The organism is Paenibacillus sp. FSL H8-0034, assembly GCF_038000305.1.
GTDB lineage: Bacteria > Bacillota > Bacilli > Paenibacillales > NBRC-103111 > Paenibacillus_S.
The window spans coordinates 2,852,660-2,879,423 of the sequence record NZ_JBBOBS010000001.1 but is presented as its reverse complement, the minus strand read 5'-3'; the positions used below and the strand labels follow the sequence as shown (position 1 = coordinate 2,879,423).

The window sequence follows — 26,764 nt, the reverse complement described above, 5'->3', positions numbered from 1 at the left end:
TACGGACACCATTGTATAAATAGCTGTTCCTTTTGTATAGACTTATTTTACATTTTATAAATGTAAAGGAATATATCCAAACCGACAAATTAAAGTTATCATTTTTGTCCATACAGACAATGTACATATTTACCATTCTTGTTCCAGCTCATCCTTTGACGATGACAATATCATACAGAAACTGAATAGAAATATATGGAATCGGCTCGTCTAGCAAGTTTTTCCTTGTTCTTATTCATGCCCACTGTTCTTAATGAGTATGCAGTTTTTCCCTTAGATATCAGAAAGAAAGCTTTGTCCATATGCCGGGGGCAGCGAGCTGAAATTATCGGCTATCGTCGCTCCAACGTCTGCAAAGGTCGTACGAATTCCCAGATTCAAGCCTTGATCCAGGCTCCGATGTGAAACAAGCAGCGGCACGTATTCCCTGGTGTGGTCCGTGCCCGGATGTGTCGGATCATTACCATGGTCGGCCGTAATGATGAGCAAATCATCGGGCCTTAAAGCCCCGGTTATTTCCGGCAATCGCGCATCGAATTCCCGTAACGCGGACGCATAGCCTGCCGGGTCCCGACGATGGCCATAAATAGCATCAAAATCAACCAGATTCAAAAAGCAAAGACCTGTAAAATCCTGCTTCATAACGCTCAGCAGCCAGTCCACTCCATCCCTGTTGGATTTGGTTTTCAAGCTTTCCGTAACACCCGCCCCTGCAAATATATCAGAAATTTTACCGATCCCTATACTATCAAGCCCTTGCTCAACCAAGCGATCCATGACCGTAGCCGTAGGAGGGCTTACAGCGTAATCACGTCGATTCGGCGTTCTTACGAACAGGTCGGGCCCTCCAGTGAAAGGACGAGCAATGACCCTGCCCACGACGATACCGTTCTCATTCAAGGTCATTTCCCTTGCCTTCTGGCAAATTGCGTATAATTCTTCAAGAGGGACAATATCTTCATGCGCCGCAATCTGCAGTACACTATCAGCTGAGGTGTATACAATCAGATGTCCACTCTGCATATGCTGAGCACCCAGCTCATCGAGAATATCGGTGCCCGAAGCAACCTTATTGCCGATAATACGGCGGCCAGCTGCCGTCTCCAGAGCCTGAATGAACGCTTCAGGAAAGCCTTCAGGAAAAGTTTGAAATGGCACCTTATTACATACACCCATGATCTCCCAGTGACCTGTTAATGTGTCTTTGCCCGCTGAAATCTCGGCCATTTTCCCATAATGAGCCTTGGCATTTGCTACAGCCTGCAGCCCTTGAATGGCTTCTATACAGCCAAGCCCCATTTGCTCCAAGTGCGGCAGCCGTAGTTGTCCTGTAGTCTCGGCAATATGCCCCAGGGTATGGGAGCCTGAATCTCCATATTGGGATGCATCCGGAAGCGCACCGATGCCCACACTATCAAGAACAATCAGAAAAACTCTTGGAAATCGAATCGTCATCTGGATATCCCCATTTCGTCATATACGACCTTACCATTGACCATCGTTAGAACGGCTTTTCCTTTAAGTTTCATACCGATAAACGGACTGTTTCGGGATTTGGATTGAAATGCTTCTGCATCGACCGTCCATTCTTTCTGCGGATCAAGTAATGTAATATCAGCATCACAGCCCTCAGCCAGCCTTCCTGAAGAAAGACCCATTATTCGCGAAGGGATAATCGTCAGCTTGGCAATCGCCTCTGTCAAAGTCAGCTTCTCTGGATGAACCAGGTAGGTGAAGGTTAAACCCACAGCCGTTTCCAGCCCCACCATCCCAAAGGGTGCTTCCGCTAATGGGCGCCCTTTCTCATCAAACGTGTGCGGAGCATGATCGGTTGCAATCGCATCCAGGGTGCCGTCGGCCAAACCCGCAATGACGGCTTCCACATCCTCCCGGGTGCGAAGCGGTGGATTCACCTTGGCCATCGTGCCGCTTACCAATGCCTGTTCATCCGTTAAGGAAAAATGATGCGGCGCACCTTCACCCGTTACCCGTACCCCTCTAGCCTTCGCTTCGCGTATAAGCTGAACGCCTCTGGAGGTGGACACATGCTGAATGTGAAGCCTTGCACCCGTATCTTCTGCGAACAGGATATCACGGGCAATAATCAATTCTTCACCAAGCCGATGGATTCCCGGATCTCCTAGCTGCTCACTTACCTTACCCTGATTAAGGGAACCACTGTGAACCAGCTGATGATCCTCACAATGAGAGCTGATCGGCACATCCAATTGTGCAGCTTTGCGAAAAGCCTCATGCACGAGTCGTGGGTCCATAACAGATTTGCCATCGTCGGTAAATGTAACAGCTCCTGCCCGATAAAGGGCTTCCATTTCCGTCAGCACCTTGCCTTCAATACCGTAAGTCAGAGCTGCCGAGGAATAGACCTTAACGCCCGCTTGCTCCTGTCCGGTGCGAAGCACATATTCAAGCGTCTGTACCGTATCAATACTTGGCTTCGTATTGGGCATGCAGACCACCGAGGTAAACCCCCCTGCGGCAGCAGAAGCAGCACCTGATGAAATCGTTTCCTTTTGCGGGAAGCCGGGATCACGAAAATGAACATGAATATCGACCAGACCCGGAACCACCAGTAAACCCTTTGCGTCAATCACATGATCTATAGCTTCAACTTGCTTATTTCCAATAGCAACCACCTTGCCATCTTCGATGACGACATCAGCGATTTCGTTAAAATTATTTTCCGGATTGATAACCGTTCCATTTTTTATAAGCATCTTCATGTCCTGTCAATCCTTTCAATTCAAGTAATAGAAAGAGATAGTAGAAATCGTACCAAGAAAATCGCGGTGCGAATATGTGGAATTGGACAAAAAAATAAACCGAGTGTCGTCGGTTTAGCCAAATCCTAAATATTGCCGGACTGTAAAAGCTGGTCTATTTTGAGTCCCATATGCAGCAGCAGTCGTTTCTCCGCATCATGAACGTTACAGCCTGTCAGCTGTTCTATTTTTTGCAGCCGGTATTTCATCGTATTCACGTGAACGAACAGCTTTTCTGCCGATTCCGACAAAGAGCAATTGCTGGCAAAGTACTCCCTCAGCGTATCAGCAAGGGTGGCATTGTTACTCCAGTCGTATTCTACCAGCTTGCCGATGGTTTCCGAATACAGCTCCTCCATCTCTTTCCAATCACTGACCTGACCCAATACGCGATAGATACCGAGATCCTCGTAATGGACACAGCCTGTGGCTCCACTGATCGGTTTTCCCAGTTGAATCGCCTTGACTGCCTCCTTATACCCTTCGTGAATGCCTTCCAGTCCTTGATAAAACCGCCCGATACCGATGGTAAACTGCAATTCCTCAAATTCTTGCGAAAGCTGTCGATACGCAGATTCGGCCAAATCCATGGTGGAGCTTTTGTAAGGCCCCGGTTGCTGGGCATATTCTGTCGCACCTGTCCCATCGCAGTGATAGAGCACAATAATATGCTCCTTACGTATTGTAAGTATGGCATTAAATCGGAAAATCTCATTCACTTTGCGCAGCAGCTTTCGTTTACGCTCCTGAAACCACAGTGCTTCATTCTCGATCAGAGTTGTATGTGAAGAAGAACTGGTAAAAGCGATAGCAAACACCTGATAATCCTTCGCTAAATCCCAGTTGAACATTCTCCCCTTATTAATAACCTCGGCTTTATCCGTAATATTCCCCAAAAGCACTTCAGTTAACAGGTCGTCCTTAAAATTTTGCTCCACATCCGCCTTCGTAATCACCTTCAAAAACTCAAGAGCCATCAGCAGTATCGTTCGATCCAGTATAAGAAAATCCCGCTCGACAAATTCTCGTTTGGTTTGCCAGCACGTCACATCTCCATACAGCTCATCATTTAACAGCAATGGCGTGACTATGCAGGGGGTATTGAGGTGATTAAGCATGCGCTCCATCCTGATCGAGCGTTTCGCTATTTTCAACTCGTTTTTTTGTGATCGTGTGAGGGGAGCGACATGACTGCCCGACGAAATACCTTCGAGGTTAGGCATCTCCGAACCCACGGTAATGATGTTCTCCGTCATTTGCTGGACAGCTTCCACCAAAGCCGGTATGCCCTTGCCTCCCATCGCCAGCTCCGTGATCCACTGGAACGACTTTTCCAGCTGCTCCTTCCCCAGATCCGGCTGATTTAAGCTCCGTTCCATCAATGGGGTCATGATATCCAGATAGGAAACCTCGTCATCAATTTCAATAATTGGAAAATCAAGCCGGTTCCCTGCCTCAATGATCGCAGCAGGGATTTGTTTCACGTACCGCTCGGTTTTTATCGCCAAGGCAGAGCTTCCCACAGCATGCAATTGTTGAACCAGCTGTCCAATCGCTTCCTCATCGTCCTTGATCGGATACAGACTCGTCAACAATAAGTCATTTCCCTTCAGCCAACGGATCACATCCGGTACTTCCATAACAGTGATATAATCAATGGTCTTATGCAGTCCCTTTTCCCCGGCTACTACCTTGCACTTGACCAGTCCGCCGATCTGCATCGCATCCTTGACGCTGACTCCCATCCAACTCCTCCTCTTTGAAAAGGACATTATACTACATTTGCGACCCTTCGTCAGTTATCCAGAAAAATTATAGGATTGTATATTTATTCGTTTTAATGTATATTTAATCACAATTATAAAACTTTAATTTAATATCCCACCTTTTTCATATAATTATTTTAGGAGTGAAGCAGGATGAAAGCCAGATTGTTGTTAGAGGATGGAACCCTCTTTGAGGGCCAGGCTTTTGGCAGTGAGAGAGAATCCGCAGGAGAGGTCGTCTTCCAAACCGGTATGACGGGTTACCAGGAGGTATTGTCTGATCCTTCTTATTGCGGACAGCTCGTTACGATGACGTATCCGTTGATCGGAAATTATGGTATCAACCGGGACGATTTTGAAGCTATCCGCTCGTGGATTCACGGTTTTATTGTTAGGAAACACGAGCTTGCACCGAGCAATTGGAGATCGTCCATGAGTCTCGATGCCTTGTTGAAGCAGTATGAAATTCCAGGGATCAGCGGCATTGACACACGAATGCTGACACGTATTCTGCGACAGCACGGTACGATGAAGGGTCTGCTGACGACCAGCAGCCAATCGCTGGCCTCACTGCAGGAGCAGTTGCATGCCGCATCTCCCCTGAGCAATCCGGCAGCGCTTGTCTCCACCCCGCAGCCATACCGGAGCCCAGGGGCCAAAGAGCGTATTGTGGTTGTGGATTTCGGCTGTAAATCGGGTATTATCCGAGAGCTAATCACCCGGGGATGCGATGTTACTGTTGTTCCTCATGATACGACTGCCGAGCAAATTCGCCGCTTTAATCCGGATGGCATTCTGCTCTCCAATGGTCCGGGCGATCCGAAGGATGTCGCTTATGTGTTACCCGTGATCCGGGAGCTTCTCGACGAGATTCCGATGTTCGGTATTTGTCTGGGACATCAGCTGTTTGCACTGGCCTGTGGTGCGGATTGCAGCAAGCTGACTTTCGGGCACCGCGGCTCCAACCATCCGGTAAAGCACTTGGAAACCGGCCGCTGTCTCATTACCTCACAAAATCACAGCTATGCGGTGGTTGAATCTTCTGTTGCTGCCACCGATCTGACGATCACCCATATCAATAATAACGATGGCACAGTAGAAGGACTCCGGCACAACCATTATCCAGCATTTTCAGTACAGTTCCACCCCGAAGCATCTCCGGGGCCTTATGACAGCAATGCGCTGTTCGATCAATTTTTGGACGTTATCCATCGTTTTCAGCCAACTCGCACTTTAAATAATTCTCAAGACAAAGGAGTAGAACGGTTGTATGCCGAAAAATAAAGCTTATCAAAAAGTTCTTATCATCGGATCAGGCCCCATCGTGATTGGGCAGGCTGCCGAGTTTGACTATGCGGGTACACAGGCTTGCCAAGCGCTTAAGGAGGAAGGCGTAGAGGTAGTGCTTATTAACAGCAATCCGGCTACGATTATGACCGATCATACGTTTGCCGACAAGGTTTATCTGGAGCCGATCACGCTGGAATTCGTCAAACAGATCATCATGCAGGAGCGCCCTGACGGGATACTTGCCACGCTTGGCGGGCAAACGGGGCTCAACATGGCGCTTGAGCTTGCTCAAGACGGCATTCTGGAGCGTGAACAGGTGAGGCTTCTTGGTACGCAGCTGGATGCCATCCGCAAGGCGGAGGACCGTGAGCTGTTCCGCGAGCTGATGAAGGAGCTGCAGCAGCCTGTGCCCCAGAGCGTCATTGTTACCGAGCCCGATGAGGCTATACGGTTTGCCGAGCAAATCGGGTATCCGGTCATCGTTCGCCCTGCTTATACGCTGGGCGGAAGTGGTGGTGGTATTGCCCATCAGGTGGATGAGCTCATGGATATCGTCCGCTCCGGTCTGTATTGCAGTCCCATCGGTCAATGTCTGGTGGAAAAAAGCATCGCTGGTATGAAGGAAATCGAGTATGAGGTTATGCGTGATGCCCACGATAATTGCATTGTTATCTGCAATATGGAAAATTTCGATCCTGTTGGCGTACATACAGGGGATAGTATTGTTGTAGCTCCGAGCCAAACTTTATCCGATCGCGAATATCAAATGCTGCGCACGGCCTCCATTCAAATCGTTAGCTCGCTCGGTATAGAGGGCGCATGCAATGTCCAGTTCGCGCTTGACCCGGATAGCTACCAGTATTACGTCATCGAAGTCAATCCGAGGGTCAGCCGTTCGTCGGCTCTGGCATCCAAGGCCACAGGGTATCCGATAGCCAAAATTGCAGCCAAAATAGCAATGGGCTTTACCCTCGACGAAATCGTTAACCCGGTTACTGGCCAAACCTATGCCTTCTTCGAGCCTGCGCTCGATTATATCGTAACGAAAATTCCACGTTGGCCGTTTGATCAATTCCCTTCAGCCAACCGTACGCTGGGCACACAAATGAAGGCTACAGGGGAAGTCATGGCGATTGGCCGTACCTTTGGGGAATCCCTGCAGAAAGCTGTTCGTTCCCTTGAAATTGGGGCGGTAGGACTCTACCTTCCCGACACAGCGCAGCTCCAACAAGACGAATTGCATAAACGGCTGCAAAAAGCGGATGATGAGCGGCTGTTTCTGATTGCCGAATCATTTCGTCGCGGATACGCCGTATCCGACGTTCATCGTCTGACACAGATTGATTCGTGGTTCTTGCACAATATCGAGCAGCTGGTTCAATTCGAGTATGAGCTTCAACAAGAGGTGCTAACGGAGTCACTGCTTCTGGAAGCCAAGCAGCACGGCTTCAGCGATCAGGCTATTGCTGGCATTCGCCGCTCAGTGAATCCCTCCTATGCCTTGACAACCGCATTGGCGATTGAACAATATCGATATGCTCTTGGCATGGTTCCGGTATACAAGATGGTGGACACCTGCTCGGCGGAGTTTGAAGCAACTTCGTCTTATTATTATTCAACCTATGAAATGGAAAATGAAACCCCGATACCAACGAAGCCCAGGATCGTAGTATTGGGCTCTGGTCCCATACGTATCGGACAAGGAATCGAATTTGATTACTCCACCGTTCATGCTGTTAAAGCCATTCAGGAAATGGGTTATGAAGCGGTTATCATCAATAATAATCCAGAGACGGTTTCGACCGATTTCGACATTTCCGACCGCTTGTATTTCGAGCCTCTTCATCTTGAGGATGTCCTGCATGTGATTAAACATGAGCAGCCAGAAGGCGTTATCGTGCAATTCGGCGGTCAGACAGCTATTGGCTTAGCGTCGGCTTTAGTGGAGCGAGGCATTCGTATTTATGGTACCAGCTTTGCCGGAATCGATACGGCCGAGGATCGCAAAAAATTCGAGGCGCTCCTTAGCAAGCTGCATATTGCTCAACCACAAGGAGCCACAGCACGTTCGATTGTCGAGGCTGCGGATACCGCACAACGTATCGGCTATCCTGTATTGGTACGTCCTTCCTACGTTCTTGGGGGACGCGCCATGGAAATTGTTCATTCCGAGGCCGAGCTGATGATTTATATGGTACGTGCAGCCCAGGTCAGCCCTGAGCATCCCGTCTTAATCGACCGTTATATGCACGGAATCGAGGTCGAAATCGATGCCATTTATGATGGGCAAACCATCTTGATTCCTGGCATTATGGAACAAATCGAACGAACCGGTGTCCATTCCGGAGACTCCATTGCCGTATATCCACCACAAAGCTTATCATCCGGTGTCCAGGCTCAAATTGTAGCCATCACCTTACAATTGTCTGAACACCTCGGCATCGTAGGACTTGTGAATATTCAGTTTTTAGTCGAAAACGAGCTGGTATATGTTATCGAAGTCAATCCGCGTGCATCAAGAACCGTACCTTTTATGAGTAAAGTCACGAGTGTCTCTATGGCTAATATTGCTGCGAAAGTAGCGTTAGGTCAAAACCTCTCCTCTTTCGGATTTCCGGAGGGCTTACTTAAGGAAACAGACGAAGTATCCGTCAAAGTCCCCGTGTTTTCTATGCATAAATTAAGCGGAGTCGAGATCGCACTCGGTCCGGTCATGAAATCTACCGGTGAGGTGATAGGCAGAGACCCCGTGTTTGCCAAAGCGATGCATAAGGGCATGCTCGCCGCAGGCATGAAGCTTCCAGCTCAAGGTACTGTTATTGTTTCTGTTGACGACAGGCATAAGCAGGAAGTGGTGGAGCCATTAAGCATGCTTTTCCAACTGGGATACAGAATTATCGCTACACCCGGGACTGCGCAGGTGCTGCAAGCAGCCGGTATTCCAGCCGCAAGCCTTCCCATAGAGGAAATGGTCCATTCGCTGCGAAGCCTCAAAGCGGACCTGTTCATCAACACGGTGACGACAGGGAAAATGGCTGACAGCAGCGGCTTCCAACTGCGTCGTGAAGCCATAGAAAGCGGTGTTGTTTGCCTGACCTCTATGGATACCGTACGCACTTATACAAAAACGCTTGAATCCATATACTTTACACCCTTTGCTTTGGATTCATTAGTATGACATTAACCTGACCTCCGTTAGCCCCAGAAGTAACGAGCCCATGTCCATTGCGATACTCCGCATGACGGCTCCAAATAAACAGCGCCCTGACCCGAGTGAAATATCGGGTTCAGGGCGCTGTTTGCTATGCAATTATTGCAAATCCTGTTCTCTATGCTCAGGTTTGTTGTTTAACCAATCCGCCAAGGTGCATACCCGATCAGGATACTTATGGCTTCTTGCAAGAAAACCGGCTCCATGCTGTGGCATCGGGTCCTGATCTGTTGGCTGGTAACGCAGATCCACGCTCCAGCGAACACTTTTCGACAAGTTTGGAGTCGACATGTGCAGGCAGCGATCGTTAAACAATATCGCACTCCCTGCTGTTACGGGCAAGATTACAGTTGGTGTAGTTCCTAATTGCTTCTCGCTTAACGCGGTGTAGCCAGTTCCTGTAGCACTCTCCCGATGCCATTTCAACACCCGCTTTTTATGCGTTCGCGGCTTGACATGCAGACAGCCATTTTCTTCGGTTGCATCAACCAATGAGATCCATACTGTAATGACAGGATTTGCATTGGCATCCGGCCAATACGATTTGTCCTGATGCCACGGTACTGCACCTGCCGCAACAAGAGGAACCTTGGGACGAACATTATAAACCGGGTTAGAAAATATTTCACCGCCAATCAGCGATTCTACTGCATTCAGTATTTTGGGATTGCTCATTAAGTTAAAGTAGCCTGGAAGGCGGTCTCTCCAGCTGCGCCCGTATTTCAGAAATTCCTCTGCGGATAAGTCCTTGAACAAATCCCCCAGTCGATTCGGAAAAGGAGTATCCGCCAAAGTATCCGTAATTAACCCTGCGGCTAACAGCTCATCGGCTATCTGTGTCACCTTTTGTGACATCGCCTGCTTCACCGCTTGCAAATCCTCTTCTGTTAATAATTCGGGAAGAACCAAATAACCTTCTTCGTTATAAAAATCCAATTGCTCTTTCGTTAAACTGCCACTTGCATACACGTCCATCGCTCAAACACCTCCAGATAAAGTTTGGATTGATCTGCAGGATTATTATAGCAATCGACGGTTCATAAGTATTTTAATAAATCATCACTGATTTGTACGATATTCCGGTGATTTAAGTTCGCCCAAATATGTTAAACTAAGGAGGTCAGCTCGTATTCCAATGGTCAGGAGATGAATCGGCTCCGTGAAAAACATTCAAGATATAGTCCCTACCCTAAGAATTGCGCACCATTACAAGTTTTATGAAAGCTCCAATGAAGGAAATCGTTATGGATATTGTTATGCTTTTCATCTATTTGATGGTGGACAAGGCACGGTGACAGTCGGCTCCAAGCGTTATCCTGTACGTAGAGGATCTTTGTTCTATATTCCACCAACACACATACATGGTTTTCAGAGCAGTCATGAAGATCCTTTGTCCAGCTATAATATTTATTGCGAGCTTTGGACAAATCATCCCATGCAGACAAAGCAGCATGTAGCCTACAACACCGCACAAATCGACTCCCAATACCTCACTACCCTAATGCCCTGTGATGAACTGGAGCACTTTCCTTCGGTGGTACAAATCCAACAGCATCCTCGTCTTGTCGATTTGTTTATTCATATAACTCGTGTGTATAGTGAAAACGGCCTGTATAAGAACGAAATTGCAGCAAGTTTGCTTTATGGCTGGATATTGGAATTTCATCAAATTTGCCGCTCAGCACAACCCTTCGATCCACGGATTCAACGTATTATCGAAAAGATGGAGAGCCATTCCTGGAACCAGGACGATGAGATTGATTGGCAACACCAAAGCGGGCTGCAGAAGACCCATTTCTATAATTTATTTAAACAGATGACGGGACTGTCACCCAAAGCCTATCTTTTGAAAATAAAAATGCGTAGAGCTGCAGCCACCCTGCTTGAAAGCAACCGATCCATAACCGATATTTCATTGTATCTGGGCTATGCTTCCATTCATTATTTCACCAAACAATTTACAGCCTATTTCGGCGTTTCACCGACTCAATTTCGGAATAGACATTAACATAAGCATTTAGATCAGCACATATACCTGATCACCGTCTGTTTCCACCTCATATCCCCGCAGTCGGACATTAGGATCTGCCAAATGCTGGCCATTGGTCAAATCGAACTCCCAGCCATGCCAGGGACAGCGAACAATTTCCTGCTCCCTGCCATATTGATACTCATATACCATCGAGGGCAATCGGGTCCCGCATACTACCCCTACACACACCGGAGCCGCAGCGTGCGGGCACACATTTCGCCATGCATGCAGGTTTCCTTTTACAAGAAAAATCCCGATCTCCATACCTTTAACCACTGCTATGACCCGCCCTTTTTCCTGCAATTCCATGAGTGACGCAGCCTCGTAACGTACTTTGACTTTATTCATTAGGGTGTTCCTCCTTCGAAGGAGTCTCAGTCGATTGTGCGATGCTTGCAGCTGGTTTGTCATACAGTCCATACAGATTCATAGCATTTTCGACCAGAATCTTACGTCGTAAATCTCTGCGAATCGGCGCCAGCACCATCTGTGGATTATCAAAGTCCCAGTGCGGATAGTCCGATGAGAACATGACCATATGGTCGCCGCCAATCATATCAAAAACCTGGTTCAGATGATCAGGGCTTGTCGGCTCTTCAATCGGCTGTGTCGTTAGCAAAATATGCTCTCGAATATACTCGGAAGGCATCCGCTTCAACCAAGGGACTAAATCCCGCAGCGCTTTATAATTTTTGTCCATCCTCCACATTAGATGCGGCAGCCATGCAATTCCACCTTCAATGGCAACAAACTTCAGCTTTGGAAACTTTTCAAATACCCCTTCACAGACCAGACTGTTCACATGAGCCATATAATTCGTCGGTAAAATATTGTGCCATTCCAGATAGGATGTCGGGTAACCGGATGGTGTCGGCGCTCCCGATATCCCCCTGCCTTCCGTTCCGGGATGAACAGCTACCGGCAATCCGTTACGCTCCGCCGCCTCGTAGATCGGATGATAATAACGCTGACCATATAGCATTCTCGAACCACTGCACATAATCACCTGTACCATATCCGGATGCTTGGCCATCCGATCGATTTCCTTGGCCGCTGCCTGCGGGTCCGAATGATTGATAAGAATAGACCCTTTAAATACCGGACTGGCCTTCAGCCAGGTCTCAACGAGCCAATCGTTGTAAGCACTGGCAACGACATTACCATAATCGGGATTCGGATTCAGAGAAATGCCGAGCACACCGGACCCTGTCAAAATCCCGTAGTCAATTCCGTATTTTTCAAAATGATGCTTCAGCATGAAGGCAGGGTCGCTGCCTGGAGTTCCTCCGCCTTCAGGAACGGAATCCTTACGCATCACGCCTATCGGTGAATACCAGCCTCCACCGTAGCCTGGACCGCTTGCCAGCCAGTTCTCGTGCCATACTCTCGGCAAAAAGGGAAGCAGATCCTTGGGCTTGGCAATCGCATTATGCACATCAGCATCAATGATATTAGGTTTATTGTTCATCTTATTCGCTCCTTTAACCGCGGTATCTAATTGCTTATACGTTCTACTATAAAGGCACATCGGAGGTTCGTACATGAACAAAAGTTTCGGAAAATCTGGAGAAAAGTATGCAAGGGAGGTGAACGGTAGGAGCTGCGCGGTCGAAGTGTTCTTACGATCGCTGTTGTTTGCGAATTTTCCTCATTTGATAAGACATTTATCGGTGAAAATCCGCAAACAAAGGCGAGCGCTCCCCTTCTCCAGAACACCACGACCGCTTCGCTCATCGTTCACCTCACTTGGCAGGAGGTAGAGAGCAAGGGCAAGAGCAAAAGCAAAAAAACAAGGGCAAAGGAAAACCTAGAGCAGACATTTTCAAAAAAATTTGGGAATATACTTAAAAATTGTATTCTACCTGCCGATATAGAAAAAGTAATTGTAAGATTGCGGATACCGCAACAAAATGAAATCGAGGTGGATTGGAAATGGAATGGTTTTTAAAAGCGTTTAAGAATTACGCTGGATTTCAAGGGAGAGCAAGACGCAAGGAATACTGGATGTTTTTTCTGTTCAGTACCATCTTTTCTATTGTAGCGGCCATATTGGATTCAATCGTAAATCTGAATTCCATATTAGCAGGACTGTATTCATTAGCTATTTTGTTACCGTCTTTAGCTGTTGGATGTCGTCGACTACACGATACGGGAAGAAGCGGATGGTGGCTCTTAATTAGTTTGATTCCGCTGATTGGAAGCATTATCCTTATTGTATTTTTGTGTCAGGATAGTGATGAGTATGATAATAAATATGGCGCGAATCCTAAAATGTAATTATAAGATTGATCAGAAACCTCTCTCATGTATGTGTTAGAGGTTTCTTCTATTGGCTGCAGTTAAGAGTTCCGATAGTCGCGAGGAGACATCCCGGTTTCTTTGACAAACAAACGCGAGAAATAAAAGGAATCGGGAAATCCGCTCTCTTCAGCGATTTTTTTGATCGGGAGCATTGAACTTTTAAGCAGATGCTTCGCGGAATCCAGCCGTATTTGCGTTAAATATTGGATAGGACTAATGCCTGTATGCTTTTTAAAGGAAACGGAAAAATAACCATGTGATAAGGACACATGCTCGGCCAGCATATCTCTCGTTAACGGCTCCTGATAAGCAGATTTCATATATTGAATGGCCTTCTGAATTGCTGCCAAGGTCGAGGAATCCTCCTGCTGTATCGTGGATAGTTGATTCATAAGCTGGAGTGTATTCAGGAATTCAAGCTTGACCAGCCATACGTAGCCGCTGTTCTTGTCCCTCCACAGTTGAAAGGCTTTACGGAATGCAGCTGTCAGAGCAGGCTGCTCCTGAACATATTGTACGATTGGAAAAGGCAGCTCTTCAACCCCTTCCGTGATTTTCATGTTAATGCCCTCCCAGCTTGTCAGACGGTATTGAAAATGAAAGGAAAAGAAGCATACCGGAGAATCCGGTTGAGTCGTAATCTGCATATGTCGGTTCGGGCGAATTTGAAACAGACTGCCAGGTACGAGCAAATGCCTTTCCCCATCAAGCTCAAGCAGGCCTTTACCCGCGTACACATAACAGAGCACATGAAGTCTTGTCCTCTCGCGCAGCAGGTTATAATTAAAATGTTCCCAGAACCCAGCCTCCCGCTCCACCACATCGACCATTCGCGGCGTAAAGCCAGTCAAAAACTCATAATCCATATGCTTCAGCCCTATCATTAGAAAATAACAACATCCCTGATTACCATAGAACAGGCAACCAGGGACAAGCAACTCATTATTTATTTTTATTTTTGTAAGCTTCGTTGGTTTCTTGAATAATTTTCACGAACTGTGGATCGGTTTTCAGCTTAGCCACATAATCATCCCAAGCAGACATCGGCTCTTTACCAAGAATGACTTTGATTTTCATATCCTGTATCTTTTTGTACAGATCGGGTCCTAAGGTCAACGCCGTTTGCGAGATTAATCCCGTACTGATGTCCGGCTTGCTGAAGCTCGAACGATCATCGACGATTTTTTTGTTGCGCTCGTAGAATTCTTGGGGAATACCATTATAATAGGCCCGTTGGTATTTATCGTATCGTTGAAAAATTTGCAGCAGGTTATTCGTCACATCCGGAATATTATCAATCTTGGCTTGCTCTGTCGCAACCTTGAAGCCGTCTTTGATTGTATAATGCTTATCGGCCAAGCCAAATTGGGTCATCGTTGAAATTTCCTCGCTATTGCCTTGATCCACAAAGGTCAAAATTTTCTTCAGCTTCGCTTCCGGCACCGTCTTGGGAATGACAAACATCCCGAATACACCCGAATCCTTGCCCGCGAACTTGCCTTCCGGTCCAGTCACGTATGTTAACGGATAGGAGTCGGCTTGCGGATCGATTTTACGAAGCGCATCCGTATACAACCATTGAGGATTCAGTGCAGAGCCAAATATTCCCGCCTTGTTCGCCATATACTGCTCTCTGGCTTGTGTGGATTTCATAACGGCAAAATCGGGCACAAGCACCTTTTCATCATAGGCTTTTTTCAACCATTCCAAGGCCTGCTTTTGTCCCGGCTCATAAATAACAGGAACCAGCTGTCCATCCTTCAATTTCCATTTGCCTGACGCCCCGACAAACACATTTTCAATCCAGCCAAAAGCACCCATCCCATCGGCATCCACGTTCCCGGTAAGTCCAAACGTATCTGCTTTTCCATTGCCATCAGGGTCTTTTTCAGTGAATGCCTTGGCTGCTGCATAAATATCGTCCATCGTTTCAGGAACCTTCAGCCCCAGCTTATCCAGCCAATCTTTACGGACATGAACACCCCAAGCGCCCTCAAGCGGACGAGGCCGTGGTACTCCAAAGTTTTTGCCATCAATCTTGGCATTATCCCATATTTCCTTGGGCAGCGCATTCAGGTTCGGATAATCCTTGATATAAGGAGTCAAATCCCAAAAAGCTCCCGAAGTCGCCATCTGGACGACCTGCGAATCGTAAACATTATCGACAAAGGTCAGGTCAGATAAGTCTCCAGATGCCAGTGCTACCTTGGTTTTTTCTTTGATTGAGTTAAAAGGCACCCAGGTAATACTCAATTTCGTATTCGTTTTTTTCTCTATTTCCTTGAGCAGCTCATTAGAGGAATCTACGGCTTGCGCCCCCTGCTGGTTGGCAAAGATCGAGATTTCCGTTGGTTTCCCTGCATCCGCATTCGTCGCTCCTCCGGCTTTCGTATCTCCGCCCGTACTTCCGGCACCACCTGAGCAAGCCGTAAGCAAAGCAGGCAGAACGAGTGCCGCAGCACATGTAAATGCGATTTTTTGGTGCATGTTTGAATGATAACGTTTCATCCTTGTAACCTCCCTGAGTATGTTATTAAGCTTACCCCAATATCAGCTTTTTCAGCTGCATTCATCAACCCGCCACAGACACACGGGCTATTCCAAACCTGCTCACCCCTTGATCGAGCCGACCATAACCCCTTTGGCAAAATGCTTTTGCAAAAACGGGTATACCAGCAAAATCGGAACGGTCGAGATGACTACAGCAGCCATTTTTAGCGTATCGGTTGGAATCGATATTTCGCTCGACATCTGATTTGCGATTTCTCCCGAGGACGAGCTGGAGGAATCAATCAGCAGCATTTGAAGTACAACCTGCAGCGGTCTTAAATCTGCCTTATTGATATACAAAATCGCCGAGAAGAAGGTATTCCAGTAAGCCACTGCATAAAACAAACCAAAAGCAGCCAGAGAAGGAAGCGACAGCGGTAAAATGATCCGCAGGAAAATCCCAATATCAGATGCACCATCAATTTTCCCTGCCTCTTCAAGCTCCTCTGGAATACTTTCAAAAAAGCCTTTCATTAATATCACATACCAGCCGCTCGTTAGCACAGGTACGATTAATGACCAAATACTGTTGATTAAACCCAATTCCCTAACTACCAGATACGGCGGGATAATGCCCGGATTAAACAGGGTCGTCATCAGAATCAGGATCAGCAGCACCCTTCTCCCCTGCAGTCGTCTTCTGGACAAGGTATAGGCTCCCGCTGCGGTAACAACCAAGCTTAACGCTGTTCCGACTGTCGCGAGAAAGGTGCTTACCGCCGTTGCATTCACAAATACATTATTCGCCAGTAAATATTTGTACGAGGTCAGGGTCCATTCAGTTGGAAACAGCACCAGACCTTTGCGCAAGTATTCAATGGGTGAGGTGAAGGACACGACGAATACATAATAAAAAGGAAAAAACATCGTTAAAGCAATAACCAATAAAATGAATAAAACTGCCGAGCTGAACAACTTGTCCGAAATACTCCGATCTACCATCGGTTAACCTCCTCATTAGGCTGATATCAAGCAGCTCATTGAGCTTGTTCCCAAGATCAGGCCGCATCTTTTCTGCATCCCCTTGGTACCCTGCTTTAGTAAATGCCCTCTTCTCCGAATTTTTTGGCTAATCGGTTTGTGACCACAACCAGAATGACACCCACGATCGATTTGAACAAACCGACGGCAGTGCTGTAGCTGAACTGAGCCTGCTGAATCCCGCTGCGGTATACATACGTATCAAATACATCGGCCACATCGGCCACGGCTCCGTTCATCATCAGGTACACCTGCTCGAACCCGACATCCATCATATGGCCAATCCGCAGAATGAGTAAAATAATGATCACATTACGAATCGCCGGAAGGGTCACATGCCAGATTTGCCGCAAGCGTCCGGCGCCATCAATTTTGGCAGCCTCATACTGTCCCGGATCAATCGAAGCAATCGCAGCGAGGAAAATTACCGTCCCCCACCCCGCTTCCTTCCACATCGACTGAAACGTGAGCAGCAGCCAGAAGAAGTTGGAATCCGTCAAGAAATCATGCTTTTGAAAGCCAAGTGCAAATAGGATCTTGTTAATGACACCATCTGACGTGGACAGCATCAGAAAAGTAATTCCTGCAATCACGACCCACGATAAAAAATGCGGTAAATAAATCACCGATTGTATCGTTCTCTTGATCCACTCTCTACGGACCTCGTTAAGCATCACAGAGATCAGGATTGGCAGCGGAAAAAACAAGACCAAGTTCAGCACATTGATCGCCAGCGTGTTGCGAAGCAGGATCACAAAGTCCGTATTGGAGAAAAACCGTTCGAAATGCTCCAACCCTACCCATGGGCTGCTCATAAACCCTACATAAGGCGTGTAGTTTTTAAAAGCAATCAGTATTCCCCACATCGGTACATATTTGAATATGAGGAAATACGCAAGCATGGGCAAGGCGAGCACATACAAATACTTGTCCCTGATTAACCCTCGCCAGACTGCTCGTCGTTTGGTTGCTTTCTTGTTATGTGTTGTCGTCTTCCATGCGGCAGCATTCATGGAATCCATCTTTGGGCCGCTCATCCCATTCACCATCCTCTTGTTGTTCTTGGACTCACTATATAATGCCGCTTGATTTCCGGCAATTGCATATTCGTTCCCCATCCATTTCCTGTATATGTACTTTCATTCCATTCGATTTCCTGCCATTGGACTTTCATTCCAAGGGCCAAAAACGCTTGGCTTATAGCCCACCTATGTATTAAGATATAACGTATACTGGGGGGTGAGCGCATGTGGAAGCACAAACATTATAGAAATACATTTCTCATCGCAGCCATCAGCGCCTGTTTACCCGCTGCCATAATCGGATTGTTTGTATATTTCATTGGGACTGCCAATATCGAAGCAGAAGCCAAACGAACCCATCAAAATCAGGTTTCGTTCGCCACTGAACGAATTGACAGTAATCTCGCGCATTTGGAAACCGTCATTGCCCAATGGTCATTTAATTTGAATCTTAGCAATACGTATGGCAATCTGGATGTCGAGCGTGACTTCTATAATATCCAGCAGGTGATCTATCGATCACTGACGTGGATCAAGGCATCGGATCCGCTGATCGATGAGGTCAGCCTGTATCTGGATAAGCAGGAAGTGCTGATCAAGGAAAATAAAGGCATTCAGAAGTTTACCTCCATGGATTCCTTGCAGGACTATCGAGCCTTGGTTTCTTACCAACGAGACATATACTGGACAGATACCATTACGCGTAATCCCAATGCCGCTCCGTATATGCTGGTCGTCCGGCTTCCTGGTGGATTAGCCACTACAGAGGCTGCATTAATCATAGAAATTAACGCTAAGCAGTTAAACCGGCTGATCGGGGAGCTTGAACCCGGAGGCGAAGGCTCCACAATTCTGATGCAGCAGGATGGCAGAACCATATCCCTGGGCTTGAATCCCATTAGCCAGCCGACGGAGCTGGATTTATTAGTGGCAAGGGTCATCGGAGAAAATGAGCAGGGCTCCTACGTGGAAACCTTGAAAGGTCAATCGTATTCGATTTCATATGCCACGATGAAACGGATCGGACATATATGGAAGGTCGCCACAGCTGCGCCGCTTGCACAGTTGACCCAGCCAGTCGAGCTTCTGTCCCGGTTGGTTATCTACTCAGGCTGCTTTGGACTGCTGTTGGCCCTGTTCCTGTCCTGGTTTGCTTCCAGGCAATCGTATCGTCCGATTCGCAAGCTTGCTCTGCTCTTTCGTTCTGGCAAGCAGAGCTCCGAAGGAACGGATGAGCTTGATTTTATAGCCAGCGAATGGAAGCATATCTCACGAGAAAGCCAGATGATGCAGGAACGTCTGGACACCCAGCTGCCTACGCTTAAGGAAAGCTTTTTGCTGCAGCTGGTACAAGGTCATTTGTATTTTCTGAATGAAAAGGAAATCGTCGATCGCATGGAGCAATACGGCTGGGATGTTCAGGATACCATCCATTCGGTAATGATGATTCAGATGCATGGCTTGTCTCATCACGAGGGTAAATTTTCGCCTGGTGACGAGCAGCTGGTAACATTTGCAGCATCCAATATTGTCGGGGAAGCTGCAAACGGTAGAGCGATGGCCTGCAGTGTCATTAACTTTCAGGATTTGACGGTCGGACTGCTCATCCACTTTGCTGTGGATATGTCGGAGGCAGATATCAAGGCCACCCTGTATCATCTCGCTGACGAGCTCGCTTCCATGCTGTACAATTTGCTCAAGGTGCATATTACCATTTGTGTAGGCAAAAGCACCCGCTCGCTCAGCAATCTCTCGGATCTATTCGATGATACCCGAAAAGCACTGAAATATAAGAAGCTCGATGAACAGCAGCAGATTTTGTATATGGATGAAATGATGCCGGAAGGGTCTCATGCCATTAATTACCCATTCGAAACCGAGAAGGAAATTATACAAGCTCTACGCATGGGTAGCGATACAGAGCTGTACCAGAGTCTGGATCATTTTCTGGCAGCTCTTCAACAGCAGAGTGATAAGGAAATTCAGGTGCGTCAGGGTCTTCTTCAACTATTCGGCAATATTCAAAACACGATCATGCTTTCCGGTTTCAACCCCTTGCATTTGGATGAAGGTGAGACCCTGTGGGAAAAGCTGTTTCATATGGACCCCAAGACCACGATCCAAACGATCAAGGACAAATTAATCGCACCTTATTTGCAGGAAATGCATCAAACGCAGGACATTCAGCTCAAACAGCTCGTCGAAAAGGTGCTTCATACGATTCACGAAACTTATATGAAGGATATTTCCCTGGAATATTGCGCGGATTTGCACGGCACATACCCCAAGAAGCTGAGTGTCGGCTTTAAGCAGGTTACAGGCACAACGTTTATTGATTATTTAACCCAATTCCGTATGGACAAGGCCAAACAGCTGTTGATAGAAACGGATGAGAAAATCAACGATATTGCCTCGCAGGTAGGCTATCAGGCCGCTTATTTTAATCGAACCTTCAAGAAGCATGAGGGTATCACACCGGGGCAGTACAGAGAGCGGCAGTCGAAATAACCGTTAATCAGGCCATATAGACGAAGAAAGACCTTCCATTTGCTCCAGAGCAGCATGGAAGGTCTATTGGGAATTGTAAGGATAATCTGAACCATTCGAATTGATTATAAACGTTCCAGAAAGCTGACAGCCATCGACGCAATCCGTTCATAGCCTTGTTCGTTCGGATGTAACCGATCCTTACTCAAATAAGACAGCGTAAACCGATTGAAGCCACTTTCTGCATACAAATTCAGTACCGGAAGTGCATAACGGTTGCCGATCTCCTGAATGACCTCGACGTAATCGATAAGCCGATGACCGGACTGATTGATAGTATCGATATCGAAGCCGTCTTTATCGCGCTGGAGAGGCGTCCATAAATTGAGCCTGCATGCCGGGTTCTTGTTCAATAAATCCTCGACCAATGTGAGGTAAGCACCATAAAAGGTATGGATATTCCGATCATCCTTGTGCCCTATCGGCTTATCCAGGCGATAATCATTGGTACCCGCGAAGATCGTAACGCAATCGAACATCGGCTCGATGCTGCGACCGATATGCACGGTGGCCCCATAATCCCGGTCACCGCCAGCAGTGAGTGGACAACCGCTTTTCCCTTCATTACTGATCACGGAAAACCCTAGTACAGCACCAACCAAGGGCTGGTAGCCATTGGCTTCGGTAATGCTGTCACCCAGGGTACACCAGCTTTTCCCTTGCCATTTGCGTTCTAATCGATTCTCCATGTGTATTCCCTCCGAGAACAAGATAACTCCAAGACCAACAAAGCGGCAACCTCACACTCCAACAACAGTGCGAGAATTGCCGCGAATTCAATCTACCTTATTTCTTCGCAGTTGCGTACCAATCGTTCACTTCCTTGTAGCTTGCATCTCCACCAGAGGTTTTGAACTTTTGAATAAAATTGTCTATCCCCGTCATCGGTTCTGCACCATAGATCAGCTTGTTCGTATAATCGCCAACTAACGTATTCAGCTGTTGGAAGCTCTTGGAGAATTCAGGCAAGTAAGGAGCAAATCCAAGCGGATCCTCTATTCTTGTGCTATCCGGCTGGATTTTATTCATATAGTTCCATGCATCGAACAACCGTGGGTCCTTGCGAACACGAGCCTGCCAATAGGTCGGATAGTTTTTATCGTCCGTACCCGTCAAGAAGTTGTTAGCCTGATTCCGCTCGTCGGTAAAGATCGGCAGAATAGGCATGTACGCGCCGTCCTTAAGTGTATAATGCTTGTTCTCCTCACCAATCGCCATCGTTCTAAAGACGTCCTTTTCAAGCTTGGCATTCATCCATTTGATCGCATCCTCTGCATGCTTGGAGGATTTGGGAATGTACGTGATGCGGTCAAAGCCTGAGCTGGTGTTCAAGCCGGTTTTGCCATCCTTTCCTTTTATCGTCGGAATAAAGGCAGCCTTGGCCGTAGGTACACTTTTGGTTAAGGCATCCGCAATGGTCGGTACATCGGACCAATTCAACATCATCATGCCCGCTCTGCCGCTGGTGAATTTTTCCTTGGCAGTCGCATCCTTGTTCGCACCGAATTCTTTATCGAGCAGGCCCTGTTTGAACAGATCTGCCATAAACGTTACATACTCCTTGTAAGCAGGGTCCATGGCGCGAGGCGTCAGCTTGCCATTCACGTTGTTCCAGAAGCCAGGCATTCCGAATGCACCAACAATATTGTCAATAAAGGAAGCATCCCCTCTTATGGTCAAAGGAATATTTTTATCACCATTGCCGCCTGGATCTTTGTCTTTAAACGCTTTCAGAACTGCCACGAGCTCATCTAGTGTAGTAGGCGCTTTCATTCCGACTTTATCTAGCCAATCCTCACGAATGTATAGGCTGGATGCAGCGAAGGGAATCGTTCTGGTAGGAATCGCATACAGCTTGCCATCCACTTTAGCCGCTTCCAGGGCAGCCGGATCAATCGCTGCTTTAATGTTAGGTCCAAACTTGTCGATCAGGGGACCTAAGTCCGTTAAAGCTCCTTTTTTGGCGTAATCGGCATACAAAGCTTTGAAATCCGTACCACCGGTAGTCGTAATCGCGTCGTAAGGCTCGCCGGAGGCAATCAGAATGTTCAGCTTGTCCTGTGGTTTATCCTGCGGCAGCATATCATATTGGACCTTATAGCCTGTAGCTTGCTCCAAATACTTGGCTACCGGATACGTATTGTAGTCATCCTTTTGCCAGATTTGAAGTGATTTCAATTCCGGCTTGGGAGCTGGTGCTGCTGGCGCTGAAGCTGCCGGGGCAGGATTTGGCGCGCTGCCACCGCTGGTGTTGGTTGGGCTGGAGCAGGCCGCAAGCGACGTCACTGACAAGGTGGCTGCAACCGTAAGCAGCATGGTTTTTCTGTTTATCAACATGTGTAAACCTCCCGATTCGATTATGTTTACTATATCATTAAACCCAGGATGCAAGCACCCCGAGCATTAACGCAAATTTATCCTTTGACAGAGCCGATCAATACACCCTTGACAAAATGCTTTTGCAAATAAGGATACACGAGCAGCATCGGGATAATCGAAGCGATAACGGTTGCCGCACGCACACCTTCCGGAGATACGTTCATCATATCGTCAACGCTTTTGTTGACGGCGCTGGAGCTGTCCGCATCCATGACGATATCTCGCAAATATAATTGCAATGGCTTCAAGCCGGCGTCGTTGATATAAAGCATGGGATGGAAATAGTCGTTCCAGAAATAAACGGCATAGAAGAGCGCGATGGTCGCAATAACAGGAACGCTCAACGGTATGATAATTCGGAATAAAATTGTAAAATTGCGTGCACCATCCATTCTGGCTGACTCCTCCAGCGCTTCCGGCAACGATTCATAGTAGCTTTTGATGACAAGCATATTGAACACGCTAATCAAGGCTGGCAGCATAAGCGACCAAAGACTGTTAATCAGGTGAAGCTGCTTCATCAACAGGTAGTTTGGAATGATGCCGCCATTAAACAGCATGGTAAAAATAAACAGCAGCATGATAAAGGAAATGCCGGGCAGGTGCCTTTTGGATAAGGGATAGGCTGTTATCGCTGTCAAAAGAATTGAAAGCACGGTACCCACCACTGTGATCAGCAGGGAAACCCCTATCGAATGAAGGAATTGTGCGGAAGATACAACATGCTTCATCGTGTCGAGCTGAAAGCCTACAGGGAAAATCCCGACTCTCCCGGATACCACGGCGGATTCCTCGCTGATGGCTTTGGAAAGCACGTTAGCGAGCGGCAGTAAGGTAGCCAGACCCGACAGCAGCAATACCAGATAAACGGAGATGTCGAGGGACCAATCGCCAATTGTTTTTTTATGCATATTTCTCGCCTCCTACCAGATGCTGCGTTTGATCAGTTTTTTGCTAAGCTCGTTGCCTGCGACAATCAGAATAAAGCCAACCAGCGAATTGAATATGCCAACCGCCGTGCTGAAGCTGTAATCCTGCTGCCCAAGCCCTTGACGGTATACGAAGGTTCCTATAACATCGCCCGATTGATAGACAACCGAATTGTACATGGTCAAAATTTGTTCGGTTCCCGCTTCCAGTAAATAGCCCAGGCGCAGAATAAAAATCAGAATGATCGTCGGCACGATGCCAGGCAGTGTAATATGCAGCATTTGTTTAATTCGCCCTGCTCCATCAATGGCAGCCGCTTCATACTGCTCCTGCTCGATACCTGCGATAGCAGCGATGAAGATAATCGCATTCCAGCCCGATTCTTTCCAGCCAGCCGTAAATACGATCACACTGCGGAAGAAGCTGTTGTCCAGAAAGAAGGATATCGGTGTGCCGCCAAAGGCTTGAATGACATTATTGACCAGTCCGCCGCTTGGTGACAGGATGTTGATGAACAAGCCCGAAATAATAACCCAGGACAGGAAATGCGGCAGGAAGATGATCGTTTGTACGGTTTTTTTGAACCAGGTCCTGCGCACCTCATTCAGGAAAAGTGCAATCAGGATCGGGATCGGGAACAGCAGCACGATTTTGTACAGCGAAATCAATAACGTATTGATAAATACCTGATAAAATTCTTCCGAGTGAACGAGCTTTTCGAATTGGGCCAGTCCGACCCATTTACTGCCGGTAAACCCATCAAAAATGTTAAAGTCCTGAAAAGCGATAATAATGCCATACATGGGCGCATACTTGAACAGCAATAGAAACAGCAAGCCAGGGACTAACAATATATAGAGGTCGAGATTGCCTCGAAACAATCTCCAGCGGCCGCTGTTTACTCTTCTCGCTTTGGTTTGAACGATTTGGGGTTCAGGTTCTACTAGGGTACGACTCATGTGGTCAGCTCACCTCCGTGTTGGTATATTTGTATTATATAGAGAGAGCCGATCCGTCTGTAGATGGCAATATTTGTGTTTCTGGTATTATCTTAAGGTATTTATACAAAAAACCGCCCCTCTTCTATTTTCGAAGAGTGCGGTTTATGGTTTGGACTATAGGATGATGCATTAAGCCTTATTGTGCTGATCTGACTGCAAGCAGAGGAAACGAACAACAACCGTCGTACCTTCGCCAAGCCTCGACCCGATGGTCAACCCGTATTGCTCTCCGGCAAACAATTTAATACGCTCGTTCACATTATATAACCCATAGGAGCTCCCTGATCCATCGGATCGCATGGCAGGCTGTGGCTCAGTCAGCAGGGTGTCCACCAGCTCCTGCTGCATGCCGATTCCGTCATCCGTAACCGATAATACCAGCTCGTCACCTTCCATGGCTGCTCGAATCCATATCGTGCCTGCCTTACCCTTTGATTTGCGAATCCCATGCAGCAGCGCATTTTCGACAATCGGCTGGAGGGTTAGCTTAGGCATTTCATACACATCCAGGCCAGCTTCCGCTTCAATATGAAATTCAAAGCTTTTCGGAAACCGGGTTTGCTGAATGTCCAGATATACTTTGGCCAAATTCAGTTCATCGCTGACACTGACCCTATCCTTGCCTTTGTTGAGGCTAAGCCGAAAATATTTGGCTAACCCGTCAATCATTTGGCTAATATCGTGAGCTCCCCGTCCGATCGCAATCCAGTTAATCGTATCCAAGGTATTGTACAGAAAATGCGGGTTAATCTGTGCCTGGAGGGCCCGCAGCTGCGCTTCCCGCTCCTGAACCCTGGATCGATACGTCTCTTCCATCAAATCATGAACCTTGTGAATCAAATGATCGACGCTATTTTCCAAAAGGTTGGAGTCACCCTCAGACATACCCGAGCGTTCATCCAGGCTTTCGATTCCTTCCCGTTTGATCATCATGATCACGGATTGCATCCTGCGGTTCATGCCTCGTACAAGCACGGCTAATAAAATAAATACAAGCAGCAGGAACAAAATCGTGACACTCGATAACGTGGCAATTCCGGAAAACTGATTCAGTGCCGTCGCTCGCGACGTAATCTCCGCCTTCGGAATTTCCGCAACCAGCTTCCAGCCCGTTGATCGAAGCGTTGTATACACGACATAACGAGAGTTGTTGTCCTTCATTACGGGGATAATGCCTTCCTCGCTTTGTCCGAATGCGGCCAGCACCTCAGAAAATTCCATTTTACTGCCCAGCAGCGTCTTATCTTTGTTCGATATCATCGTCCCATCCGGTGCTGCAAGGTAGATCGTACCCTCTTGGGTCAGCTTGATTTTGGCCAAAATATCCTGGATCGTCCTTTCGGCCACATCGATCAAGAGTACGCCTGAAATCTGATCGTATACTTCAGGATCTCTCAGCATTCGGGCACCGGAGAACACATAGACAGGACCGGGGTCCAAATACGATTCCTGATAAGCGCCCGTCCACACAATGGTGCCGCCTGCATCCATCACCTGCTGGAGCCAAGGCCTGCCCTTCAAGCTATCCAATGTGAAAAAGTTGACCCGTTCCCCGGAAAAAATCCGATTGCTGTTCACAAACAAACGAACCCGCATCACATTCGGATTCGTCCCGGCGTTATCGACCAGATACCTCAGCTCCTTGAGCGAGTCGAGCTGCTGTCCAATAGAAGCCGTGCTGCTTAAATATTGGTGAAGCTTCGGATTCATAAAAATAATATTCGACGTATCACGGACCGAATCGAACTGGTAGTCGAGGTTGATGCTTGCTTGCTTAATCGTCTGCAGCATCGTACGGGTTACTTCCTCTTCAATGATCTGAGAGGACTTTTGCGTATATGAATAGAGCAGCAGCGCAGCAGGAATCAGAATGAGAATGACATAAGCCAACAGCCAGCGTCTGGCCGCCATGGCTCCTTTCAAGAGCAGCAAGCCATAGTTCCAGCTTCTTTTCAAGAGTCTTCTCATGTTTCT

20 protein-coding genes are annotated in these 26,764 nt (G+C 47.4%); 5 read left to right on the top strand and 15 right to left on the bottom strand.

Features of this window, described 5'->3' with window-relative positions:
- Nucleotides 1-273 precede the first annotated feature (273 nt).
- The 3 genes from deoB to NST47_RS12870 form a co-directional block, all read right to left on the bottom strand.
- Nucleotides 274-1,455: a phosphopentomutase gene (gene deoB, locus NST47_RS12880; RefSeq protein ID WP_341155511.1), complete on the bottom strand. Its 1,182-nt coding sequence runs from the start codon at nucleotides 1,453-1,455 to the stop codon at nucleotides 274-276.
- On the bottom strand, nucleotides 1,452-2,741 hold the full coding sequence (locus NST47_RS12875) for a dihydroorotase (RefSeq protein WP_341155510.1): 1,290 nt from the start codon (nucleotides 2,739-2,741) through the stop codon (nucleotides 1,452-1,454). Before NST47_RS12875 ends, deoB begins: the two co-directional genes overlap by 4 nt.
- Before the next feature lie 125 nt (nucleotides 2,742-2,866).
- On the bottom strand, nucleotides 2,867-4,525 hold the full coding sequence (locus NST47_RS12870) for a PucR family transcriptional regulator (RefSeq protein ID WP_341155509.1): 1,659 nt from the start codon (nucleotides 4,523-4,525) through the stop codon (nucleotides 2,867-2,869).
- Nucleotides 4,526-4,699: 174 nt separating this feature from the next.
- Here NST47_RS12870 and NST47_RS12865 point away from each other — a divergent pair, with 174 nt between their 5' ends.
- Together NST47_RS12865 and carB are read left to right on the top strand one after the other, a co-directional pair.
- Nucleotides 4,700-5,830 carry a carbamoyl phosphate synthase small subunit gene (locus NST47_RS12865; RefSeq protein WP_341155508.1) on the top strand — a complete coding sequence of 377 codons (1,131 nt, stop codon included), beginning with the start codon at nucleotides 4,700-4,702 and terminating at the stop codon, nucleotides 5,828-5,830.
- Entirely contained in the window at nucleotides 5,817-9,014 is a 3,198-nt protein-coding gene (gene carB, locus NST47_RS12860; RefSeq protein ID WP_341155507.1) for a carbamoyl-phosphate synthase large subunit, read from the top strand. The genes NST47_RS12865 and carB overlap by 14 nt, the downstream gene beginning before the upstream one ends.
- A gap of 132 nt (nucleotides 9,015-9,146) precedes the next feature.
- On the opposite strand, the gene NST47_RS12855 is transcribed toward carB, so the two are convergent.
- On the bottom strand, nucleotides 9,147-10,022 hold the full coding sequence (locus NST47_RS12855) for a phytanoyl-CoA dioxygenase family protein (RefSeq protein WP_341155506.1): 876 nt from the start codon (nucleotides 10,020-10,022) through the stop codon (nucleotides 9,147-9,149).
- A 184-nt stretch (nucleotides 10,023-10,206) separates the two neighbouring features.
- Between NST47_RS12855 and NST47_RS12850 the strand changes: the two genes are divergently transcribed.
- The gene (locus tag NST47_RS12850; protein ID WP_341155505.1) at nucleotides 10,207-11,055 is read left to right on the top strand and encodes an AraC family transcriptional regulator; all 849 of its coding nucleotides are present in this window, start codon (nucleotides 10,207-10,209) and stop codon (nucleotides 11,053-11,055) included.
- A gap of 9 nt (nucleotides 11,056-11,064) precedes the next feature.
- On the opposite strand, the gene NST47_RS12845 is transcribed toward NST47_RS12850, so the two are convergent.
- Together NST47_RS12845 and NST47_RS12840 are read right to left on the bottom strand one after the other, a co-directional pair.
- Nucleotides 11,065-11,427, bottom strand: a complete 363-nt coding sequence (locus NST47_RS12845; protein WP_341155504.1) for a Rieske (2Fe-2S) protein — start codon at nucleotides 11,425-11,427, stop codon at nucleotides 11,065-11,067.
- The gene (locus NST47_RS12840) at nucleotides 11,420-12,547 is read right to left on the bottom strand and encodes an amidohydrolase family protein (RefSeq protein WP_341155503.1); all 1,128 of its coding nucleotides are present in this window, start codon (nucleotides 12,545-12,547) and stop codon (nucleotides 11,420-11,422) included. Before NST47_RS12840 ends, NST47_RS12845 begins: the two co-directional genes overlap by 8 nt.
- Nucleotides 12,548-13,011: 464 nt before the next feature.
- Here NST47_RS12840 and NST47_RS12835 point away from each other — a divergent pair, with 464 nt between their 5' ends.
- The gene (locus tag NST47_RS12835) at nucleotides 13,012-13,356 is read left to right on the top strand and encodes a DUF805 domain-containing protein (protein ID WP_341155502.1); all 345 of its coding nucleotides are present in this window, start codon (nucleotides 13,012-13,014) and stop codon (nucleotides 13,354-13,356) included.
- A 62-nt stretch (nucleotides 13,357-13,418) separates the two neighbouring features.
- On the opposite strand, the gene NST47_RS12830 is transcribed toward NST47_RS12835, so the two are convergent.
- The 4 genes from NST47_RS12830 to NST47_RS12815 form a co-directional block, all read right to left on the bottom strand.
- Nucleotides 13,419-14,246, bottom strand: a complete 828-nt coding sequence (locus tag NST47_RS12830; RefSeq protein ID WP_341155501.1) for an AraC family transcriptional regulator — start codon at nucleotides 14,244-14,246, stop codon at nucleotides 13,419-13,421.
- A gap of 76 nt (nucleotides 14,247-14,322) precedes the next feature.
- A complete protein-coding gene (locus tag NST47_RS12825; RefSeq protein WP_341155500.1) occupies nucleotides 14,323-15,888 on the bottom strand; it encodes an extracellular solute-binding protein in 1,566 nt (521 codons plus the stop codon).
- Between the two features lie 102 nt (nucleotides 15,889-15,990).
- Entirely contained in the window at nucleotides 15,991-16,872 is an 882-nt protein-coding gene (locus NST47_RS12820) for a carbohydrate ABC transporter permease (protein ID WP_341155499.1), read from the bottom strand.
- Nucleotides 16,873-16,967: 95 nt separating this feature from the next.
- Nucleotides 16,968-17,933, bottom strand: coding sequence for an ABC transporter permease (locus NST47_RS12815; protein ID WP_445667459.1), 966 nt, complete (start codon nucleotides 17,931-17,933; stop codon nucleotides 16,968-16,970).
- Between the two features lie 225 nt (nucleotides 17,934-18,158).
- On the opposite strand from NST47_RS12815, the gene NST47_RS12810 reads away from it, so the two are divergent.
- Nucleotides 18,159-20,441 carry an AraC family transcriptional regulator gene (locus tag NST47_RS12810; protein WP_341155498.1) on the top strand — a complete coding sequence of 761 codons (2,283 nt, stop codon included), beginning with the start codon at nucleotides 18,159-18,161 and terminating at the stop codon, nucleotides 20,439-20,441.
- Nucleotides 20,442-20,545: 104 nt separating this feature from the next.
- Here the strand turns inward: NST47_RS12810 and NST47_RS12805 are convergent, their stop codons facing one another.
- The 5 genes from NST47_RS12805 to NST47_RS12785 all read right to left on the bottom strand — a co-directional run bounded on the left by NST47_RS12805 (nucleotide 20,546) and on the right by NST47_RS12785 (nucleotide 26,758).
- Nucleotides 20,546-21,169 carry an SGNH/GDSL hydrolase family protein gene (locus NST47_RS12805; RefSeq protein WP_341155497.1) on the bottom strand — a complete coding sequence of 208 codons (624 nt, stop codon included), beginning with the start codon at nucleotides 21,167-21,169 and terminating at the stop codon, nucleotides 20,546-20,548.
- 97 nt (nucleotides 21,170-21,266) lie between these two features.
- Entirely contained in the window at nucleotides 21,267-22,817 is a 1,551-nt protein-coding gene (locus NST47_RS12800; RefSeq protein WP_341155496.1) for an extracellular solute-binding protein, read from the bottom strand.
- A gap of 77 nt (nucleotides 22,818-22,894) precedes the next feature.
- Nucleotides 22,895-23,770, bottom strand: a complete 876-nt coding sequence (locus NST47_RS12795) for a carbohydrate ABC transporter permease (RefSeq protein WP_341155495.1) — start codon at nucleotides 23,768-23,770, stop codon at nucleotides 22,895-22,897.
- 12 nt (nucleotides 23,771-23,782) lie between these two features.
- Nucleotides 23,783-24,748 (bottom strand): ABC transporter permease, encoded by a 966-nt coding sequence (locus NST47_RS12790; protein WP_341155494.1) that lies wholly within the window; start codon nucleotides 24,746-24,748, stop codon nucleotides 23,783-23,785.
- A 171-nt stretch (nucleotides 24,749-24,919) separates the two neighbouring features.
- The gene (locus tag NST47_RS12785; RefSeq protein ID WP_341155493.1) at nucleotides 24,920-26,758 is read right to left on the bottom strand and encodes a cache domain-containing sensor histidine kinase; all 1,839 of its coding nucleotides are present in this window, start codon (nucleotides 26,756-26,758) and stop codon (nucleotides 24,920-24,922) included.
- Nucleotides 26,759-26,764 lie beyond the last annotated feature (6 nt).

Excerpts from the sequence above, each read along its gene's own strand:
- deoB (WP_341155511.1), bottom strand. The coding sequence starts at position 1,455 with ATGACGATTCGATTTCCAAGAGTTTTTCTGATTGTTCTTGATAGTGTG.
- NST47_RS12875 (WP_341155510.1), bottom strand. The coding sequence starts at position 2,741 with ATGAAGATGCTTATAAAAAATGGAACGGTTATCAATCCGGAAAATAAT.
- NST47_RS12870 (WP_341155509.1), bottom strand. The coding sequence starts at position 4,525 with ATGGGAGTCAGCGTCAAGGATGCGATGCAGATCGGCGGACTGGTCAAG.
- NST47_RS12865 (WP_341155508.1), top strand. The coding sequence starts at position 4,700 with ATGAAAGCCAGATTGTTGTTAGAGGATGGAACCCTCTTTGAGGGCCAG.
- carB (WP_341155507.1), top strand. The coding sequence starts at position 5,817 with ATGCCGAAAAATAAAGCTTATCAAAAAGTTCTTATCATCGGATCAGGC.
- NST47_RS12855 (WP_341155506.1), bottom strand. The coding sequence starts at position 10,022 with ATGGACGTGTATGCAAGTGGCAGTTTAACGAAAGAGCAATTGGATTTT.
- NST47_RS12845 (WP_341155504.1), bottom strand. The coding sequence starts at position 11,427 with ATGAATAAAGTCAAAGTACGTTACGAGGCTGCGTCACTCATGGAATTG.
- NST47_RS12840 (WP_341155503.1), bottom strand. The coding sequence starts at position 12,547 with ATGAACAATAAACCTAATATCATTGATGCTGATGTGCATAATGCGATT.
- NST47_RS12835 (WP_341155502.1), top strand. The coding sequence starts at position 13,012 with ATGGAATGGTTTTTAAAAGCGTTTAAGAATTACGCTGGATTTCAAGGG.
- NST47_RS12830 (WP_341155501.1), bottom strand. The coding sequence starts at position 14,246 with ATGGATTATGAGTTTTTGACTGGCTTTACGCCGCGAATGGTCGATGTG.
- NST47_RS12825 (WP_341155500.1), bottom strand. The coding sequence starts at position 15,888 with ATGAAACGTTATCATTCAAACATGCACCAAAAAATCGCATTTACATGT.
- NST47_RS12820 (WP_341155499.1), bottom strand. The coding sequence starts at position 16,872 with ATGGTAGATCGGAGTATTTCGGACAAGTTGTTCAGCTCGGCAGTTTTA.
- NST47_RS12815 (WP_445667459.1), bottom strand. The coding sequence starts at position 17,933 with ATGGATTCCATGAATGCTGCCGCATGGAAGACGACAACACATAACAAG.
- NST47_RS12810 (WP_341155498.1), top strand. The coding sequence starts at position 18,159 with ATGTGGAAGCACAAACATTATAGAAATACATTTCTCATCGCAGCCATC.
- NST47_RS12805 (WP_341155497.1), bottom strand. The coding sequence starts at position 21,169 with ATGGAGAATCGATTAGAACGCAAATGGCAAGGGAAAAGCTGGTGTACC.
- NST47_RS12800 (WP_341155496.1), bottom strand. The coding sequence starts at position 22,817 with ATGTTGATAAACAGAAAAACCATGCTGCTTACGGTTGCAGCCACCTTG.
- NST47_RS12795 (WP_341155495.1), bottom strand. The coding sequence starts at position 23,770 with ATGCATAAAAAAACAATTGGCGATTGGTCCCTCGACATCTCCGTTTAT.
- NST47_RS12790 (WP_341155494.1), bottom strand. The coding sequence starts at position 24,748 with ATGAGTCGTACCCTAGTAGAACCTGAACCCCAAATCGTTCAAACCAAA.
- NST47_RS12785 (WP_341155493.1), bottom strand. The coding sequence starts at position 26,758 with ATGAGAAGACTCTTGAAAAGAAGCTGGAACTATGGCTTGCTGCTCTTG.